The sequence below is a fragment of the Allosphingosinicella sp. genome (assembly GCF_036570505.1).
In the GTDB taxonomy this organism is placed as follows: domain Bacteria; phylum Pseudomonadota; class Alphaproteobacteria; order Sphingomonadales; family Sphingomonadaceae; genus Allosphingosinicella.
This window is the reverse complement of record NZ_DATCYB010000002.1, coordinates 1-17,215: the sequence shown is the minus strand read 5'-3', so window position 1 is coordinate 17,215 and position 17,215 is coordinate 1. Positions and strand designations below refer to the sequence as shown.

General features: G+C 65.2%; 19 protein-coding genes. 9 read left to right on the top strand and 10 right to left on the bottom strand.

Annotated elements, in window-relative coordinates:
* Nucleotides 1-139 precede the first annotated feature (139 nt).
* Both VIR62_RS00115 and VIR62_RS00110 read right to left on the bottom strand, forming a co-directional pair.
* On the bottom strand, nt 140-1,702 hold the full coding sequence (locus VIR62_RS00115) for an amino acid permease (protein ID WP_431867635.1): 1,563 nt from the start codon (nt 1,700-1,702) through the stop codon (nt 140-142).
* A gap of 143 nt (nt 1,703-1,845) precedes the next feature.
* Entirely contained in the window at nt 1,846-2,223 is a 378-nt protein-coding gene (locus VIR62_RS00110) for a histidine triad nucleotide-binding protein (RefSeq protein ID WP_431867634.1), read from the bottom strand.
* An 88-nt stretch (nt 2,224-2,311) separates the two neighbouring features.
* Here VIR62_RS00110 and VIR62_RS00105 point away from each other — a divergent pair, with 88 nt between their 5' ends.
* A complete protein-coding gene (locus VIR62_RS00105) occupies nt 2,312-2,794 on the top strand; it encodes an SspB family protein (protein WP_431867633.1) in 483 nt (160 codons plus the stop codon).
* Nucleotides 2,795-2,875: 81 nt separating this feature from the next.
* On the top strand, nt 2,876-3,754 hold the full coding sequence (locus tag VIR62_RS00100) for an IS1595 family transposase (RefSeq protein ID WP_431867632.1): 879 nt from the start codon (nt 2,876-2,878) through the stop codon (nt 3,752-3,754).
* A gap of 47 nt (nt 3,755-3,801) precedes the next feature.
* Here the strand turns inward: VIR62_RS00100 and VIR62_RS00095 are convergent, their stop codons facing one another.
* Nucleotides 3,802-5,013, bottom strand: a complete 1,212-nt coding sequence (locus tag VIR62_RS00095; protein ID WP_431867630.1) for a hypothetical protein — start codon at nt 5,011-5,013, stop codon at nt 3,802-3,804.
* Between the two features lie 246 nt (nt 5,014-5,259).
* Here VIR62_RS00095 and fumC point away from each other — a divergent pair, with 246 nt between their 5' ends.
* From fumC to VIR62_RS00080, 3 genes are read left to right on the top strand one after another with little or no spacing between them, the layout of a single operon-like run.
* Entirely contained in the window at nt 5,260-6,654 is a 1,395-nt protein-coding gene (fumC, locus tag VIR62_RS00090; protein WP_431867661.1) for a class II fumarate hydratase, read from the top strand.
* Between the two features lie 43 nt (nt 6,655-6,697).
* Nucleotides 6,698-7,453, top strand: a complete 756-nt coding sequence (locus VIR62_RS00085; protein WP_431867628.1) for an NUDIX hydrolase — start codon at nt 6,698-6,700, stop codon at nt 7,451-7,453.
* A gap of 38 nt (nt 7,454-7,491) precedes the next feature.
* A complete protein-coding gene (locus VIR62_RS00080; RefSeq protein WP_431867627.1) occupies nt 7,492-8,217 on the top strand; it encodes an extensin family protein in 726 nt (241 codons plus the stop codon).
* A gap of 80 nt (nt 8,218-8,297) precedes the next feature.
* Here the strand turns inward: VIR62_RS00080 and VIR62_RS00075 are convergent, their stop codons facing one another.
* Together VIR62_RS00075 and VIR62_RS00070 are read right to left on the bottom strand one after the other, a co-directional pair.
* The gene (locus VIR62_RS00075; RefSeq protein ID WP_431867626.1) at nt 8,298-8,570 is read right to left on the bottom strand and encodes an SWIB/MDM2 domain-containing protein; all 273 of its coding nucleotides are present in this window, start codon (nt 8,568-8,570) and stop codon (nt 8,298-8,300) included.
* Nucleotides 8,571-8,651: 81 nt separating this feature from the next.
* Nucleotides 8,652-9,464, bottom strand: coding sequence for an LD-carboxypeptidase (locus VIR62_RS00070; RefSeq protein ID WP_431867624.1), 813 nt, complete (start codon nt 9,462-9,464; stop codon nt 8,652-8,654).
* A gap of 51 nt (nt 9,465-9,515) precedes the next feature.
* On the opposite strand from VIR62_RS00070, the gene VIR62_RS00065 reads away from it, so the two are divergent.
* The 3 genes from VIR62_RS00065 (at nt 9,516) to VIR62_RS00055 (ending at nt 11,596) form a co-directional block, all read left to right on the top strand.
* The gene (locus VIR62_RS00065) at nt 9,516-10,928 is read left to right on the top strand and encodes a Mur ligase family protein (protein WP_431867622.1); all 1,413 of its coding nucleotides are present in this window, start codon (nt 9,516-9,518) and stop codon (nt 10,926-10,928) included.
* A gap of 49 nt (nt 10,929-10,977) precedes the next feature.
* Nucleotides 10,978-11,331 (top strand): hypothetical protein, encoded by a 354-nt coding sequence (locus tag VIR62_RS00060; RefSeq protein ID WP_431867620.1) that lies wholly within the window; start codon nt 10,978-10,980, stop codon nt 11,329-11,331.
* Between the two features lie 136 nt (nt 11,332-11,467).
* Nucleotides 11,468-11,596, top strand: a complete 129-nt coding sequence (locus tag VIR62_RS00055; RefSeq protein WP_431867619.1) for a hypothetical protein — start codon at nt 11,468-11,470, stop codon at nt 11,594-11,596.
* 73 nt (nt 11,597-11,669) lie between these two features.
* Here VIR62_RS00055 and VIR62_RS00050 read toward each other — a convergent pair whose 3' ends face one another.
* Nucleotides 11,670-12,128 carry a DUF2267 domain-containing protein gene (locus tag VIR62_RS00050; RefSeq protein ID WP_431867617.1) on the bottom strand — a complete coding sequence of 153 codons (459 nt, stop codon included), beginning with the start codon at nt 12,126-12,128 and terminating at the stop codon, nt 11,670-11,672.
* A gap of 601 nt (nt 12,129-12,729) precedes the next feature.
* Complete coding sequence (locus VIR62_RS00045; RefSeq protein ID WP_431867615.1) at nt 12,730-12,978, bottom strand: YciI family protein; 249 nt, start codon at nt 12,976-12,978, stop codon at nt 12,730-12,732.
* Nucleotides 12,979-13,449: 471 nt separating this feature from the next.
* On the opposite strand from VIR62_RS00045, the gene VIR62_RS00040 reads away from it, so the two are divergent.
* Complete coding sequence (locus tag VIR62_RS00040; RefSeq protein ID WP_431867613.1) at nt 13,450-13,926, top strand: bactofilin family protein; 477 nt, start codon at nt 13,450-13,452, stop codon at nt 13,924-13,926.
* Here VIR62_RS00040 and trpA read toward each other — a convergent pair.
* The 3 genes from trpA to trpCF all read right to left on the bottom strand — a co-directional run.
* Nucleotides 13,902-14,711 (bottom strand): tryptophan synthase subunit alpha, encoded by an 810-nt coding sequence (gene trpA, locus VIR62_RS00035; protein ID WP_431867612.1) that lies wholly within the window; start codon nt 14,709-14,711, stop codon nt 13,902-13,904. The genes VIR62_RS00040 and trpA overlap by 25 nt on opposite strands.
* Before the next feature lie 17 nt (nt 14,712-14,728).
* Nucleotides 14,729-15,904 (bottom strand): tryptophan synthase subunit beta, encoded by a 1,176-nt coding sequence (gene trpB, locus VIR62_RS00030; protein WP_431867610.1) that lies wholly within the window; start codon nt 15,902-15,904, stop codon nt 14,729-14,731.
* Nucleotides 15,898-17,215, bottom strand: a 1,318-nt coding sequence (trpCF, locus tag VIR62_RS00025; RefSeq protein ID WP_431867608.1) for a bifunctional indole-3-glycerol-phosphate synthase TrpC/phosphoribosylanthranilate isomerase TrpF, incomplete at its 5' end; no start/stop codon positions are given. The genes trpB and trpCF, both read right to left, overlap by 7 nt.

Below are 17,215 nucleotides of genomic sequence, written 5' to 3'. Positions count from 1 at the left end.
GAGTGAACGTGCCCGCCGCCGGCGGTTACCTTCCTCTTTTTGTTTCACCCCCGTGGCCGGGCGTGAGCGCATCCGGCATTCGGCGGAAGTGTGCTGGTCGACGATGTAGAAAGGGAGGCCGAAGCCTCCCTTTCCCCTTTTAAGCGTCCTTGTAGCCAGGCGTATGCGCGTCCGGCATCGGCGGCACAGGCTGCGGCGGGGCGTCGGGATCGTCCTCGTGCACGTCGATGATGCCGCGGGCGATGTTGCTCCGGCGGTAGCCGTAGAGGAAGTAGACGACGAGCCCGATGCCTCCCCAGACCGGAAGCACCAGCTTCGCCTCCAACGGCAGCGAGAAATAGAGGCCGACGCAGCCGATTATCGAGAGCGGCGCGATGATCCAGACCGCCGGGGTGCGGAACGGACGATGGCGGTGCGGATCGGCCTTGCGCAACATCATCACCGCGATCGAGACCATGAAGAAGGCGAACAGGGTGCCGGAGTTCGACACTTCCGCCAGCCGACCGACCGGGAAGAAAGCCGCGGCGATGGCGACGAACACGCCGGTGATCATGGTGACGATATAGGGCGTCTTCCACTTGGGATGCACCGCCGAGAGCTTCTCCGGGAGCAGGCCGTCGCGCGACATGACGAAGAAGATGCGGGTCTGGCCGAACAGCATGATGAGGATGACCGACGGCAGCGCCAGGAAGGCGGCGAGGCCGATCGCGTTGCCGACCCAGGTGTAGCCGATCGCGCGCATGACATGCGCCAGCGCCTCGTTCGAGCAGGCGAGCGGTTCGGTTCCCGCGGCGAGGAGCGCCGCACAACGCGCGGCCAGCTCGGGACTGCCGGCGATCAGTATTTCACCGCCGGTGCCGAAAACCGGCTGCGCGCCATAGGCGCCGATCGCGCCCGCCGCGACGAGCAGATAGAAGACGGTGCAGATGCCGAGCGAGCCGATCAGGCCTATCGGCACGTTGCGCTGCGGGTCCTTCGTCTCCTCGGCCGCGGTCGAGACGGCGTCGAAGCCGACATAGGCGAAGAAGATGACCGCGGCGGCCGTCAGCACGCCGCCGGTGCCCGTAGGCATGAAGGGGTCGAACTGGGCGCCGTCCAGCATCGGCATGGAGAGCGCGATGAAGGCAGTGAGCGCCGCCACCTTGATCGTCACCAGGACCGCGTTGACGGCGGCGCTTTCCCGCGTGCCGATGAGCAGCAGCCAGGTAACGAGCAGGGCGATGATGAAGGCGGGAATGTTGACGATGCCGCCCGCGTCAGGGCCGTTGGCGAAATCCGTCGGTATGACTATCCCAAGCGAGCTGTCGAGCAGGCCGACGAAATAGCCCGACCAGCCGACCGAGACCGCCGAGGCCGCCACCGCATATTCGAGGATCAGCGCCCAGCCGACCATCCAGGCGAGCAACTCGCCCATGATCGCATAAGTGTAGGTGTAGGCGGAGCCCGATACCGGCACCATGGAGGAAAGTTCTGCATAACAAAGCGCGGCCACAGCGCAGACGAAGCCGGCGACGATGAAGCTGATCATCATGCCCGGCCCGGCATATTGCGCGGCGGCCGAGGTCAGCACGAAAATGCCGGTCCCGATGACAGCGCCGACGCCAAGCAAGGTCAATTGGATCGCGCCCAGCGAGCGGTGAAGCGATTTCTTTTCCGCCGTGGCAAGAATGGCGTCGAGTGGCTTGACGCGCCCAAAAATCATGATCGTCCCCTTAGACTGTGTACAAAGCCCGCAGCCGGGCCACGGCCGTTATATTTTGGCGCGGAACCTAAAGGCTAATCGGCGCGGCGCAATAGAGATAATGGCGAAAACCGCCTGTCGCCGCACGAGAATTGCGGAAAGGCTCAGCGCGCCAGCATGGGTCCCAACGGCTTCCCGCCGAAGATGTGGACGTGAAGGTGCGGCACCTCCTGGCCGCTGTTCATGCCCACATTGGCGAGCACGCGGTAGCCGGGCTCAACCAGCCCCTCGTCCCGCGCGATCTTGCCCACAGCCTTCACCAGCGCAGCGATTTCGTCCGCCGATCCGCGCTCCGAGAAATCGTCCCAGGAGACGTAGCGGCCCTTGGGAATGACCAGGATGTGCGTGGGGGCAAGGGGATTGATGTCGCGAAAGGCGAGGACATGATCATCCTCGTAGACGGTCTTACTCGGTATCTCGCCGCGCAGGATGCGGGCGAAAATGTTCTCGTCGTCATAGGGGCGGGTGGCGTCGATGGGCATGATATCCTCCGTCGCATGGAAATAACCTTCGGGCGGCGGGCCGCGCAACGTGCTTGACCGGATCGGTCGCGGCGTTACGAGTCGCGCCATGAGCGACGAGACGCCCGACAGCCTGATTCCCTATGACGAGATCGTCCAGGAGGCGCTGCGCGCCGTCGTCGGGCGCGTGCTCGGCGAAGTCGAGGCGACCGGCGCGCTCCCCGGCGAGCATCATTTCTACATCACCTTCAAGACCGGCGCCGTCGGCGTCGACATTCCCAAGCATCTCACCGAGCGCTTCCCCGACGAGATGACCATCGTCATCCAGAACCGCTTTTGGGATCTGAAGGTGCGCGAAGACGGCTTCGAGGTGGGTCTGAGCTTCAACCAGGCTCCGGCCAAGCTCGTCATCCCCTTCTCCGCCATCACCGGCTTCGTCGATCCGGCGGTCAATTTCGCCCTCCAGTTCCACGCCCAGGCCGAGGAAGCGGGGCCGCAGGAGCATGAGGCAGCGGAAAACGATTCTCCCGCCGCCGAACCGGCCGCGGATGGATCGAACGTCGTGTCAGTGGATTTCAGCCGGAAGAAGTGACGCCTCCCACAAGGCGTCACCCTGAACTTGTTTGGTGTTTATCCCCTTGAAACATGTAAGTGCATCTGCTATACAATGGGTATGGCACAGAAAGCTCCTACGCTCCGTCAGTTTCAAGACCGCTTCCCGACCGAGGATAGCTGCTTAGACCACTTGTTTCAGGTGCGCTACGGCACTGACTTCGATTGCCCGAAGTGTGGCCGCCCGGCGAAGTATAGCCGCGTGAAGGGGCGCCGCGCCTATCAGTGCAACTGGTGCGCCCATCAGCTCTACCCGACCGCTGGCACCCCGTTCGATCGCACCCGGACGCCACTGCGGGACTGGTTCTATGTCATGTTCCTGTTCACCACGACCCGCAACGGCGTGGCTGCGAAGCGCGTCGAGCGTGAGCTAGGCGTCACCTACAAGACGGCATGGCGCATGTGCCACGAGATCAGGAAGTATATGGGCGCGCTGGACAGCGACGACCCGCTTGGCGGTCCCGGTGAGATTGTCGAGATCGACGAGACGCTGATCGGCGGCTCGGTTTCGGGCAAGGGCAGCGGCTACAAGGCCAACAAGACGTGCGTCGTCGGGATGCTGGAGCGCGATGGTGAATTAATCACGCGTGTTGCCGCTGGTCGCCATAAGGCCGCTATGCGCGAACTCATTCACACGCACGTCCTTCCCGGCACCCGCGTCAATACGGACGAGTTTGGCGGCTATCATGGTCTGGACGCTTGCGGCTTCGATCACGTCACCGTGAACCACAAGGCGGGCGAATATGCGAAACCCTGCGGCGCGGGCGTGAACACGATTGAAGGCTTCTGGGCGCAGCTAAAGCGCGGCATCAACGGGACGCACATTCACGTCAGCGGGAAGCATCTCCCGAAGTATCTCGGCGAGTTCGAGTATCGCTGGAACATGCGTCAGGTGCCTCACCTGATGCTTGATCGGCTGATGGTTTCTTTCCAGCGGTAGGGGCTTCGCCAGAGGCCATTGCCTTTAACAGCGCGTCAAAGCGTCTGTTATTCTCCATCCCGACCTCTCCGTATGATCTCTGCTTTCGTCCTCTCAAGTTCCTCGACCTTGCCTCTGTGGTAGGCCTCTAGCTCATTCATCCGCCTACGATACTCCCGAATGTTCCTAGCGAGACCCGCGCGCAACTCCCCATTATGGGCTGGGACGATCATTCTTACAGGGTCCATGATATCCATCTTGTTCGCCTGCGGCTCGTAATATGGCTCTATGAGGGTGCCCTTGAAATCCCATGTTGGAAAATCATTGGCCAAAATCGGGCTGGACCCCAGTTCGATCTCTACGTTCTCATGGAAGAGCCGTAGGCCATGCCATGTATCGGCGGCGGTCGCGCTGAACTGGTCGTGTCCGAGCCATTTACTTGCCTTAGTTTCCAGCTGCTCCAGCATCTTCTTGGCGGTGGCCAACCTGACTGATAGCTTCTTCACGTGATCCGATTGGTGCGCCTGTCTCGCCAAAAGATCGGCTCCGGACGGAGGGATTTGCACCGCCGCGTTGTTGCGCAGCCAGTCCTTCATCTCATGATGAAATGTTGTCTGGATGTTGAAGCTGTCAGTTAGAGTCAGTTTGAACACCGTATCGGGCGATTTTACGGCTTCCAAGGGAGCTTCAACGTAGAACAGGAGTGTGCCTTCAACAGGGTGATCATCAATCCGTGTCGTCTTCGTTCGCTCTGCAAGGGAATCAGTGGGGGCAAGTACTGTGTCGAAACTACCCCTTAGTTCCAGTCTTTCTGGTATGTCGGAAAAGGGAGCATGAATCATCGTCTGGCCATCTGGCGCCACTTCTAGTCGCCAGTTCGTGACGAAGGCAGGAGTTCCTGCGTTCCAAACGGCTACATTGATTGCCAGCCCCACTTTGGATTGGTCATCATTGGGCTGAAATATGTTGGCGTGTTTAAAGGTCACTCCAAACGCGGATTGCTTGTCAGGCAGCCTAGACGCCCCTTCCCGAGGAAGCCCCTTGGTTGAACCGGTGTAAACCAAAGCTGCGATGTAGAGCGCAATTACGGCAGCCATCGCCAACAAGAACAATGGCGCGGTCACGGTTGGCCACCAAATGTCGAACTGAGATTCCGCCCACACACGGACGCGTGGAAATGATTGGGCAAGGGCGGCGATAAGCCCAATAGACGCACCGATAAACGCGACGACGCTGGGGCCGGCCCATTTGAGGAATATGTGAGTCGTCGGGTAACGCATCTCAGCCCAAATCCTGCCCCGTTACGGCCCCGTTGTGGAGTCCGTTTCGAGCCGCACCTGTAACGTTTGAAACCTTGCATTCCCTGAACTCCAAGTTCAGGGCTTACCCCAAGCCGATCACTTACATGTCGGAAAGGGATAAACCCCAACTTGTTTCAGGGTCTATGTCTCCGCCCGCTCAGCGGCTCGAAGATGGATGCTGAAACAAGTTCAGCATGACGGACAGGGAGAACCCGCTTGGGCGAAATCACCACCACCCGCACCGAAACCGACAGCTTCGGACCCATCGAAGTCCCCGCCGACGCCTATTGGGGCGCGCAGACGCAGCGTTCCATCGACAATTTCCCCTTCGGCCCGCGCGAGACGATGCCGGCGGAGATCGTCCATGCCCTAGGCTTCGTGAAGCAGGCGGCTTCGCGAGTGAACGCGCGGATGGGCGGGCTGGACGCGGAGCTGGCCGAAGCGATCCAGCAGGCGGCGGGCGAGGTGGCCGGGGGAGCGCTCGACGACCAATTCCCGCTCGTGATCTGGCAAACCGGCTCCGGCACGCAGTCAAACATGAACGCCAACGAGGTGATCGCGTCCCGCGCCAACGAGATCCTGACCGGGAAGCGCGGTGGCAAGAGCCCCGTCCATCCCAACGACCATGTCAACAAGAGCCAGTCGTCGAACGACAGCTTCCCGACCGCCCTCCACATCGCGGCGCGGCGCGCCGTCGCCCACGACCTGCTCCCCGCACTCGAACGGCTGCATCGGGCGCTGGGCGCCAAGGCGGAGGCCTGGCGCGACATTATCAAGATCGGTCGGACGCATCTCCAGGACGCGACGCCGCTGACGCTAGGCCAGGAATTTTCCGGTTATGCCGCCCAGCTCTTCGCGGCACGGAAGCGCATCGAGGGCGCCGCCGATCACGGCGTGGCCAAGCTGGCGCAGGGAGGGACAGCGGTCGGCACTGGGCTCAACGCGCCGGCGGGGTTCGGCGAAGCCTTCGCGGCGGAAGTAGCGAAGCTGACCGGCCTCCCTTTCGAGAGCGCGGGCAACAAGTTCGAAGCCCTGGCCTCGAACGACGTCCTCGTCCATCTGTCGGCCGCGCTGAGCACGCTCGCCGTGTCGCTTACCAAGATCGCCAACGATATTCGCCTGATGGGCTCGGGGCCCCGCTGCGGCCTCGGCGAGCTCAGGCTCCCCGAGAACGAACCGGGCAGCTCGATCATGCCCGGCAAGGTCAATCCTACGCAATGCGAGATGCTGACGATGGTGGCCGCCCAGGTGATGGGAAATCATAGCGCCATCACGATCGGTGGATTGCAGGGGCATCTGGAGCTCAACGTGTTCAAGCCGTTGATCGGCGCCAACGTCCTGAGATCGATCGATCTCCTCAGCGTGGGCATGGCGAGCTTCACCGAGCGCTGCCTCGACGGACTGGAGGCCGACGAGCGACGCATTTCCGACCTGCTGAATCGTTCGCTGATGCTGGTCACCGCGCTTGCGCCCGAGATCGGCTACGATAATGCCGCCAAGATCGCGAAATATGCGCATGAGCATGGCCTGACGCTCAAGGAGGCCGGGCTGGAGCTGAAGCTGGTCGACGAAGCCACTTTCGATCGTGTCGTGCAGCCGGAAAGGATGATCGGGCGCTGAGCAAGGCACTTCCACCGCGGCCGTTCGCGCACTAGTGGCAGATATGTCCGACCTTCCCGATCCGATACCGGCGGCGACGCTGGTTCTGATGCGGCCGGCCAAGGCGGGCCCGCCCGAGCTCCTGATGATGGAACGGGTGCAGAGCATGGCCTTCGCGGCCGGCGCGCTGGTCTTCCCTGGCGGGCGGATCGACCCCGAGGATCGGGCCCTGGCCCAAGCGATCGGAGGGGGGGTCGACCAGGCCGCCGCGCGCGTCGCCGCGATCCGCGAGACGATCGAGGAGACCGGGATCGCGCCGGCGCTCGACCCGCTGCCCGACGCCGCGCTCGCCGCCGAGTTGAGGCACGCCCTGGAGGCGGGAACATCCTTTTCGGAGCTGCTGGAGCATCACTCGCTCCGCCTCGATCTAGATGCGCTTACCCCCTTCGCCCGCTGGTGCCCCACTTTTCGCGAGACGCGGCGTTTCGACGCCCTCTTCTTCGTCGCCGAGGCTCCGCCGGACGCCCACGCCACGGCGGCGGAGGCGGAGGCCTCCCGAACCTTCTGGGCGCCCGCCGAACGCGTGCTGGCGGACGCGAGCAGCGGCCGGGCGCGGATCATCTTCCCGACCCGCCGCAACCTCGAGCGCCTCGCCCGTTTCGCCAGCGTCGACGAGGCGCGCGCCGATGCGGCCCGCCATCCGGTCGAGACGATCGTGCCCTGGATCGAGGATCGCGGCGGTGAGTCGTGGCTCTGCATCCCGGAGGACGCCGGTTATCCCGTGACGGCGGAACGGCTCGAAACCGCCCGGCGAAGCTGAAGAGGCAACCCTCGCGGCGCTCAAGCGTCGCTCCCCCCATGCGCCCGCTCCGTATCCTCAAGACCCTGCTCGTCCTCGGCCTGGTCGGGTTCGCCTCCATGCTTGTCTACGGGTGGGCCCGCAATCACCCGGAGGATCTGCCCTGGACCCCGCTCGACCTCAGCCAGCCGGTCGGTGCCTTCACCGGCCGCAAGCTGGCGGGGCTGGGCGACGATGCCCGGCTATGCCGCTCCCTGCTCGAGCGGGCCGGCGTGACCTTCAACGCCCTCCCGCCGCGCCGAATGGAAAGGCAGTGCGGCTATGACGATGCGGTGCGCCTCACCGGCGGCGCCGTGGAAATCGCCTATCGTCCCGCCGGCCTCGGCACGAGTTGTCCCGTGGCGGCGGCGCTGGTCCTGTGGGAATGGCATGTCGTTCAGCCCGCCGCGCTTGAGCATTTCGGTGAAAAGGTCGTCGCGATCGAGCATTTTGGCAGCTTCAGCTGTCGCCGTATCTACGGCCGCGACGAGGGCCGCTGGAGCGAGCACGCCACTGCCGACGCGATCGACGTCGCCGGCTTCCGGCTGGAGGACGAAACCCGCATTTCCGTCGCGCGAGACTGGACGGACGAGGGCCCCAAGGCGGCCTTCCTCAGAGACGCGCGGGACGGCGCATGTGACCTCTTCGCCACCGTCCTGTCGCCCGATTACAATGCCGCCCACCGCGACCACCTCCACCTTGATCAAGCCGAGCGTGGCGAAGCGGGTTGGCGAGCCTGCAGCTGACGCAAACGAAAAGGCGAGCCGCCCCGGGGCGACTCGCCTTTGGAAAAACACCGCCCGTCGGGGCGGGAGCCGACCTGGAATCAGGGCTGGCTGAGATGGTTCGACAGGTGCTTGTTCATCTCGAACATGCTGACCTTGTCCTTGCCGCCGAAAATCGGCTTCAGCTTGGCGTCGGCCATAATCTCGCGCTTGTTCTGCGGGTTCTGAAGATTGTTCTTCTTGATATAGTCCCACATCTTGCTGACCACGTCGCTACGGGCGATGTTGCCCGAGCCGGTGATCGCCGCGAGTTCGGCGGACGGCTTCATCGGCCGCTGCAGCGCATTATTCCCACTTTTTTTCGGTTCCAGCATTGGGCCCTCCTCATGATTTGCCCCTGATAGAGCGCAAACGCGCGGCCTTTGCAATGGTCGACGAGGCTCCCCGCACAGATTTTATCCGAAGGGGACGACCTTGTTGTGCGCGTCATGGCCGATATCGGCGGCGCCGAGCCAGGGGATGCCGGACCGCTCGCACCAATGGCGGACGACCTCCTCCTCGGTCTCGCCGAAGTCGGGATCGTTTTCGGGAACCAGGCTGCAGCGGCCGAGACGGATGCCGGCGACACGCCGGATCGCGGGGTTGCTGGTGATGTGGAACATCGACCGGTCGGTGCGGTAGGTGTGCTCGGAAACTTCCTCCAGCATCAGCACATGGCCCGTAAGGTCGGGCTGGAGCGGCGTGCCGAGCAATTGACTGAACACGGTGATGTTGAACGCCGCGTGACGCGTGTTTTCCTCCACGCTCGGTTCGAGCGCGCCCGTCGACCGGTCGACCAGCCAGGAGAGGGAGCGGTGGACGGCCGCCTCGCCGCCCTCGCGCTTCACGTCCTGAGGCATCGGGCCGTGCGCGACCTTCGCGAATCCCGCCCCGTAGAGCCCGGCCAGCAGATAGCCGGCATCGCTATAGCCGAGATAGCTCTTCTCCCGCGCCGCCGGCCCGAGCCGGCTGAGCACATCTTCCGCGATCCGGCACGACCCATAGCCGCCCCGCGCGAACCAGAGCGCGTCGAAGCGCGGATCGTTCGCCACCGCGAGGAACGCTTCGGCGCGCACGGAATCCTCGCCGGCGAAATGGCGCCAGCTTTCGAAGCATTGCGGATGAAAGACGATCTGGGTGCCCGGAAAGGCCTCTGCCGCCAGCGCCGCGACCTGTTCCGCGACCGCCCGATCGACCGGCGTGCTCGGCGCCACCACTCCGATCCTCATCCCCGCTCCTCTTCGTTTGAAATGGCCGACGCTTCCCAATAGGGCTGCCGCATGAACGAGGCCAAATCCTATTTCTTCTGCGGGATCGGAGGCAGCGGCATGCTGCCCCTCGCCTGCATCGTCCGTGCCCAGGGCAGCGACGTCGCCGGGTCCGATCGTGCGCTCGACCAGGGACGGCTCGCTCCCAAGTTCGATTTCCTCAAGGCGCGCGGCATTGCCCTTTTTCCCCAGGACGGCAGCGGGATAACCAGCCCAAACCAGCTACTGGTGACGTCGGCCGCCGTCGAGGAGACAGTGCCCGACGTCCAGGCTGCCCGCCGCCTCGGCACCAAGCATATCACCCGCCCCCAGCTCCTCGCCCGCCTGTTCAACGCGGCGCCGACCGGCATCGCCGTGGGCGGCACCAGCGGCAAATCGACCACCACCGGCATGATCGGCTGGATCCTGCACAGCCTCGGCCGGGCGCCGACGGTGATGAACGGCGCCGTCATGAAGAATTTCGTGACGCCGGACACGCCCTTTGCGAGCGCGCTGGTCGGGAGCGGCGACATTTTCGTCAGCGAGGTGGACGAGAGCGACGGTTCGATCGCCCTCTACGAACCGCGCATCGCCGTCCTCAACAACATCACGCTGGATCACAAGTCGCTCGATGAGCTGCGCACGCTCTTCCGCGACTTCGTCGGCAAGGCCGAGACGGCGGTGCTCAATCTCGACGATGACGAGACCCGGCTCCTCGCGGCCCTGCTGCCGGCGGAGAAGATCATCACCGTCGGGTTCCAGGATGAGGCCGCCGACTTGCGGGGGAGCAGTGTCCGCGAGGAACCGCTCGCCATCGCTTTCGACGTAACGGAACGAAGCAGCGGCGAAACCGTGTCCGTTCGCCTCGCCGTGCCCGGCCGCCACAATGCCGAGAACGCCCTCGCCGCCCTCGCCGCGGTCCGCGCCCTCGGCCTGGACCTGCGCGAGGCGGCCGCCGCGCTTTCCGGCTTCACGGGCCTTCGCCGCCGCTTCGATATCGTGGGCACACGGAACGGCGTTACCGTCATCGACGATTTCGGCCACAACCCCGACAAGATCGCGGCCACGCTGGCGACCCTCCACGCCTTCCCCGGCCGCCTGCTCATCTTCTTCCAGCCGCACGGCTACGGACCGCTCCAGAAAATGGGCCGGGAGCTGATCGACTGCTTCGCCCGCAATCTCGCCGCCGAGGACGTGCTGTTGATGCCCGACCCCGCCTATTTCGGCGGCACCGTCGAACGCACCGTCGGCAGCGAGGACATTGTCGCGGGAGTGCTCGCGACCGGGCGCATCGCCGAGCATGTCGCGGACCGCGCGGTCGCCGCCGAACGCCTGCAATCGCTCGCTCGCCCCGGCGACCGAATCGTCATCATGGGCGCCCGCGACGACACGCTGTCGGAATTCGCGGCGCACCTTCTTGATAGCCTGGCGCCAAAGAAGGACTAGCGCGATTCTGCCGAACGTGTATTATCGCTATAATACAGTGGAGCGATTCATGACCAAGAAATCGAAAAAGGCGAAGATCCCCAAGAAGATCGGCGGCGTGAAGATTCCAAAGGGGGTCCGCATAGCGGGCGACAGGGCGCTGAAGCTCGCCGCCGAGCATCCGGTGATCAGCGATATAGTCGCCGCCGGCCTACTCGCCGCGGCCGCCGCGCTGACCGGTGACAAGAAGCTGCGAATTACCGCGCGGGAGCTCGGCGAGGATGTGAAGGAGGCGGCTTCGGCGTCCGCCGGCAAAGCCAGCCGCGCAAAGGCCGCGGCCAAGGCGGCGGCCGGCGCGATGGGCAAGGCATTGCGCGACGAACTCGTCGCGGGACCGGCGGGCAAGCGCGCTCGCGGAATCTGAGCGGCGCGAATCGCCGACTCAACCCATCGCCGGAGCGGCACCCCGATGCGATGGAACGGGGGAACCACGGCTCCGCCCGTCGCGTTCTTTCATCCGTTCCCGCCCCCCCTTGGGAACACGAACGGAGGAGGCATCGATGCCAGGTCAGGACAAGAACAAACAGCGTCAGCAAGGCAAGCAGGATCGCCAGCAGCAGCAACAGCAGCAGAGCGATCGTCAGCGCCAGCAGGGCGGCGGCAGCGACCGCGGCCGTCAGCAGCAATAGCTACGCTTGACGTCTTTGTTTCAATGAAGACCATGGCGGATCGCCCCACGGGGCGGTCCGCTTTTTTTGTGCTTCAGGCGTCGGCCGCCGCCGGCTGGCGAGCCTCGGCATTGTCCCAGCTCTGCCGCAATCCCTTGGGCAGGGCATTGCGCACCTTGGCGATCTGCCCTTCCGAGACATGGCGCGAAAGCACGCCGAAGACGGCGGTGATCGCCGCATCCGGATCGACCGGCCTGATGTCGGTCAGCCATTCGGCGACCTCGGCCGCGAACTGCTCGTGGGTAGCGCAGTCGGTCGGCTGCCTACCGGGCTCGAACTGATCGTAATAGACGCCCCGGACGAGCAGCGGCAGCTGCGAGCCCAGATGCGCCGACAACTCGATGGGAAGCCGGTCGCGAAGCTTGTGGAGCACGGTCGACAGCACCTTCCACGCGACCTGCCGGTCGGGGCCGAGAACGTCCATGATCTCATTGAGCCAGATGTTGGTGGTTTGCAGCGTCTTGTCGAAGACGTCGAGGCCGGTGGCGCTCATGATGAATCTCCTTGTTTGGCCTGCGTCAGACCAACCGTCGGGGGATGGCGACGTTCCGTCGACAAGCCGGATCGGGGCGGGTTCGCGACCGGAAAGCAGGGCCCGTTCTTATCCCCGATATTCTACTTATCCACAGGTCGATTTCGCTTGATGCGACTCGGGAAGGCGTGAAACCTTCTGTTTGTGGCCGGAACGAACCATCCGGAGACGGAAGAACGCTCCCAGCCACATGCCGGTGCGAAACGGCCGATAGCCGCGAGGATATCAGCCGGATCACACAGGCAGGGCGGCCCGGAAAGCCGTCGCGATGCCGACAAGGAAAGGCGCGAGCCTTCGATGAAAGCGGAGCGACGAACTTCGAGGACCACCCGGCGGAGCCGGAATCCTCCCGATGACGGCAATGCAAATCGGGGAACCGCTTGAAGTCAGCTTCGGCGGGAAACCGACGCCCCGGGCGAGAAAGGCTCCTGCCTTCGGGCACAGCCGATCGGACTTGGGACAGTGGGGGCTGGTGGCGACACCAGCCCCCATTACATTTGGCCCCCATTTACATTTGGAGCCTTGCCTGGATCGGCTCGACCGATCCAGACGAATGGCAACACTAGGGTTTTGAGACGGTCAACCGCCCATCGCTCAGAAAGCGCGGCACCCAAGGCCGCGCCTCGCCCAGGAAGATGCCAGCCTTGATCGCCGGATCCTCCGCCAGGATTCGTTCGGCCTCGGCCTGATCCCGCGCGTGGAAGAGGGCGAGACCAGCCTCGGAGCCAAGCCGGCCAGCGGCGAACACCTGGCCCTTTTCGTACAAGGCGTTCCAGTAGAGGCCGTGATCGCGCAAACCCTGATCCTTCATGGGCTCGCCGGGTTTCCAAGCTGGCCCGGGCCGAAAGGTGATCGCGAAGAGTATCCTTGTTTGCGTCGCGGAAGAGATCGTCTTGCGTTCCTGCGCTTTTGCCCCATCAATCACGCTGAACGCCAGCCCGCTTCCTATCGACACGACCACCGCGAGGCCCTTCATAAACCGGTGCATCGACCTTCTCCGCCAAGATTAGCCATGATTCTCGGCTTGCCGACCATATCGTATGGCGGGCGAAGCGGAAGGGCTGACCGTCAAACAGTTTGCGCCGAGGCGGGGCGGACGCGAGGGTTCTTCTATCACCATTTCGATCCATCGACCGACGGCTCGCCGCCGTAACGCTACGGCGGCGGACGGAGGACCGACGATATCGCTCGCCGGCCGACTTGCGGTTCGCCCGTGCTTGATGTTGGTTAGGCTTTTGGTGATAGATGGCGCCCATCTTCAGGCGAGGGGAGGCGCCGGAATATGTTCAGCAAGGAAAAGAAGGCTCGGGCCCGCGCCGCGGGCAAGCCATCGGGCAAGAATGGGGGGGGCCTGTCCTTCATCGGCTCAGAGGTCGTCGTGAACGGGGACATCGTCACCGAGGCACGACTCCATGTCGACGGCCGAATCGAGGGTAACGTCCGCTGCGGCATGTTGAGCCAGGGCGAGAGCGGCACCATCGCCGGCAACATCGTCACCGAGGAGGCGCGACTCGCCGGCCTCGTCGACGGCACGGTGACGGCGCAACGGCTCATCCTCGGTCCCACCGCCCGGATCACGGGCGACGTATCTTATGAAATACTCAGCATCGAGCCCGGCGCCCGCATCGACGGCCGCTTTGCCCGCCGCGAAGGCGCTGCGACGGCGGCGCCGAAGCTCGTCGTGGCGGCCGAAAAGGCGAAACTACCGTCTCCGCTAGAGCAGAACGCCGGCGATCATCGCGCCGCCGCGGCCGGCTGATCCCGATCAGGCAGCGCCGTCGCCTGCTTCATCTCTGCAACGAATTCGCGCAGCACCGGCGGCGGATCGGGCGCATCCGCGATGATCTTCACGATCGCCGATCCCGAAATCACCCCCGCCGCCCCGGCCTTCAGCGCCGCGCGGACATGGGCGGGCGCTGAAATGCCGAAGCCGAGAACCGGCGGCGGAGCGGCGTGGCGCGCCAGCGATTCGAACAGCGCGCCATGGTTCAGCGTCATTCCGGTTTCCGTTCCGGTCACGCCTGTTCGGGCGACGCAATAGGTGTAGCCACCGCCGAAGTCGGCGATTCGCCTCAGCGTCTCTTCCGGAGTGTTGGGGGCCGCGATCAATATCGGCGCGATACCATGCTGGCCGGCGGCTTCGACGAACGGCACGGCCTCGAAAGCGGGCACGTCCGCGACCAGCACGCTGTCCACTCCGGCCTCGGCGGCGGCCCGGTAGAAGGCCCCCCGCCCGCGCGCCAGCACGATATTGGCGTAGGTGAGGATGCCGACCGGTATCTCCGCATGACGCGCGCGGAAACCGGCAAGGAGGCCGAAGCAGGCCGCCGGAGTCACGCCCTGCCGCAACGCCCGATCCGCCGCCGACTGGATCGTCAGCCCGTCCGCGACCGGGTCGGAAAAGGGAAGGCCCACCTCCAGCATGTCGGCCCCGCCCTCCACCAGCGCGTCGAGAATGGCCGCGCTCGTCGCCACGTCCGGATCACCGAGCATAACGAAGGCGCCGAACGCGCCCTCTTCCCGCACGCGGAGCCGCTGGAACATGGCTGCGTAACGCCCGCTCATGCTTCGAGACCGATCAGCCGCTGTGCCTGTTCCATATCCTTGTCGCCCCGCCCGGAAAGGTTGACGACCAGCACCGTCTCGTCCGTCGCCGCCTCGGCCATCTTGAGTGCATGGGCCAGAGCATGGGCCGTTTCGAAAGCGCAGACGATACCCTCCGAGCGGGCGAGGAGAGCGAAGGCGTCGAGCGCCTCCCTGTCCGTCGCACCGACATATTCGGCGCGGCCGCTGTCCTTGAGGAAGGCATGCTCCGGTCCTACCGCCGGATAATCCAGGCCGGCCGAGACGGACCAGCTGTCCGAAATCTGCCCGTCCGCATCCTGCAGCACGTAGGTTTCGGCGCCATGTAGCACGCCTGGCCGTCCCCGGAGCAGGGTCGCGCCATGTTCGGCGCTGTCGAGACCCTTGCCAGCCGCTTCGACCCCGATCAGCCGCACCGCCTCATCCTCGATAAAGTCGGCGAACGCGCCCATCGCGTTGGAGCCACCGCCTACGCAGGCGATAACGGCGTCGGGCAGCCGTCCTTCTTCCTCCAGTATCTGCGCCCGCGCCTCCTGGCCGATCACGCGCTGGAATTCCCGCACCATCAGCGGAAAGGGATGCGGCCCGGCGACGGTGCCGAGCAGGTAATGGGTATCCGCGAAGCTGGCCGTCCAGTCGCGCAGGGCCTCGTTGACCGCGTCCTTGAGGCCTCGCCCGCCGCTTTCCACCGCCACCACCTCGGCGCCCATCAGCCGCATCCGGAAGACGTTCAGCTTCTGCCGCTCGACATCCTGCGCGCCCATGTAGATGCGCGTCTTGAAGCCGAACAGCGCGCCGACGATCGCCGTCGCGACGCCGTGCTGGCCCGCCCCCGTCTCGGCGATGAGTCGGGTCTTGCCCATCTTCCGGGCGAGCAGGGCCTGGCCCAGCACCTGATTGGTCTTGTGCGCGCCGCCATGGAGCAGATCCTCGCGCTTGAGATAAATCCGAGCCTTGTCGGACCCGAGATTGCGGCAGCGGGTGAGCGGCGTCGGCCGTCCCGCATATTTGACGAGCAGGTCATTGAGCTCCGTCTGGAACGCGGCGTCCTCCTGCGCCTCCAGGAATGCGGCCTCCAGCTTTTCGAGCGCCGGCATCAATATCTCGGGCACATAGGCGCCGCCATAATCGCCGAAGCGGCCGCGCATCAGCATAGCGATGCGTCCCCGCGTTTGGGCGGTCGCAGCGCTTCGAAGAAGGCGTGGAGCTTGCCCGCATCCTTCCGCCCCGGCGCCATTTCCACGCCCGAGCCCACGTCGAGCGCGAAGGCGCCGACGCGGGAGGCGCGACGGGCGTTGGCGGGGTTGAGGCCTCCCGCAAGGATCGCCCGACCGAGATCGCTCCGTCCCTTCAGTCGCGTCCAGTCGAACGTCCGTCCGGTCCCGCCCGAGTGGCCGCCGACGGCGGTGTCGAACAACGTTCGGTCGGCCCTGGGCCTTGCCGGCGGCACCTCTGACCCGACCGCCCCCGCCGCCCAGATTTCGCACCGCTCGGGAAGCGAATCCCTGAGGGCGCTGATATAGGCCGGGCTTTCCTTGCCGTGCAGCTGGATGGCGTGGAGGCCGAGGGCACGCGCGGCATCGACCAGCTTCGGCAACGCCTCGTCGCGGAAGACGGCGACGAGGGGAAGGTGGCGCTGGGCCGCCGTTGCCGCCAGCCGCTCGGCGCGGCCGGTGGTCACCACCCTCGGTGTATGCGGCACCATGACCAGTCCAGCATAAGTCGCGCCGACCGCCGCCGCCGTCACGACGTCATGCGCGTCGGTCAGCCCGCAGACCTTCACCCGTCCGAAGGCGAGCGCGCGCGCCGCCGCGCGCGGATCGGCGGCACGCATCAGCGACGAGCCGATGAGGAAGGCATCCGCGTGAACGCTGAGGCGCTCGACGTCGCGTCGGCCCGCTATGCCCGATTCGGCGACGACGATCCGGTCGGACGGGACCAGCCTCGCCAGACGTTCCGTCACGCCGAGATCGACCGACAATGTCCTCAAGTCGCGGTTGTTGATGCCGATGATCGGCGCGCCCAGCCGCACCGCGCGCCGGGCCTCCACCTCGTCATGCGCCTCGACCACTGCGTCCATGCCGAGCCGCCGCGCCTCGTCCATCACCCGCGCCGCCTCGGCATCGGACAGCACCGACAGCATCACCAAAACCGCATCCGCGCCGTGCATCCGCGCCTCCGGCACCTGGCGCGGGTCGACGATGAAATCCTTGGCGAGGATCGGGCCGTCAAAGGCCTCCCGAACCGTGCGGAGATCGGCGAAGGAGCCGCCGAAATAGGGCCCGTCGGTCAGCACGCTGATGGCATCGGCGGCGCCACGATAGGCCCGCGCCTGCGCCGCGGGATCGACGTTCGCGCGAAGCAGGCCCTGTGACGGCGATCCGCGCTTCACTTCCATGATGAAGCGCCCGCCCGGCCGCGCCAGCGCGGCGCCGAGGCTTCGCCGCGTCGGCCGCGCCTTCTCG

Bases quoted from the DNA above. Each gene is read 5' to 3' on its own strand.
- VIR62_RS00115 (WP_431867635.1), bottom strand. From the start codon at position 1,702: ATGATTTTTGGGCGCGTCAAGCCACTCGACGCCATTCTTGCCACGGCG.
- VIR62_RS00110 (WP_431867634.1), bottom strand. From the start codon at position 2,223: ATGCCCATCGACGCCACCCGCCCCTATGACGACGAGAACATTTTCGCC.
- VIR62_RS00105 (WP_431867633.1), top strand. From the start codon at position 2,312: ATGAGCGACGAGACGCCCGACAGCCTGATTCCCTATGACGAGATCGTC.
- VIR62_RS00100 (WP_431867632.1), top strand. From the start codon at position 2,876: ATGGCACAGAAAGCTCCTACGCTCCGTCAGTTTCAAGACCGCTTCCCG.
- VIR62_RS00095 (WP_431867630.1), bottom strand. From the start codon at position 5,013: ATGCGTTACCCGACGACTCACATATTCCTCAAATGGGCCGGCCCCAGC.
- VIR62_RS00085 (WP_431867628.1), top strand. From the start codon at position 6,698: ATGTCCGACCTTCCCGATCCGATACCGGCGGCGACGCTGGTTCTGATG.
- VIR62_RS00080 (WP_431867627.1), top strand. From the start codon at position 7,492: ATGCGCCCGCTCCGTATCCTCAAGACCCTGCTCGTCCTCGGCCTGGTC.
- VIR62_RS00075 (WP_431867626.1), bottom strand. From the start codon at position 8,570: ATGCTGGAACCGAAAAAAAGTGGGAATAATGCGCTGCAGCGGCCGATG.
- VIR62_RS00070 (WP_431867624.1), bottom strand. From the start codon at position 9,464: ATGAGGATCGGAGTGGTGGCGCCGAGCACGCCGGTCGATCGGGCGGTC.
- VIR62_RS00065 (WP_431867622.1), top strand. From the start codon at position 9,516: ATGAACGAGGCCAAATCCTATTTCTTCTGCGGGATCGGAGGCAGCGGC.
- VIR62_RS00060 (WP_431867620.1), top strand. From the start codon at position 10,978: ATGACCAAGAAATCGAAAAAGGCGAAGATCCCCAAGAAGATCGGCGGC.
- VIR62_RS00055 (WP_431867619.1), top strand. From the start codon at position 11,468: ATGCCAGGTCAGGACAAGAACAAACAGCGTCAGCAAGGCAAGCAGGAT.
- VIR62_RS00050 (WP_431867617.1), bottom strand. From the start codon at position 12,128: ATGAGCGCCACCGGCCTCGACGTCTTCGACAAGACGCTGCAAACCACC.
- VIR62_RS00045 (WP_431867615.1), bottom strand. From the start codon at position 12,978: ATGAAGGATCAGGGTTTGCGCGATCACGGCCTCTACTGGAACGCCTTG.
- VIR62_RS00040 (WP_431867613.1), top strand. From the start codon at position 13,450: ATGTTCAGCAAGGAAAAGAAGGCTCGGGCCCGCGCCGCGGGCAAGCCA.
- trpA (WP_431867612.1), bottom strand. From the start codon at position 14,711: ATGTTCCAGCGGCTCCGCGTGCGGGAAGAGGGCGCGTTCGGCGCCTTC.
- trpB (WP_431867610.1), bottom strand. From the start codon at position 15,904: ATGCTGATGCGCGGCCGCTTCGGCGATTATGGCGGCGCCTATGTGCCC.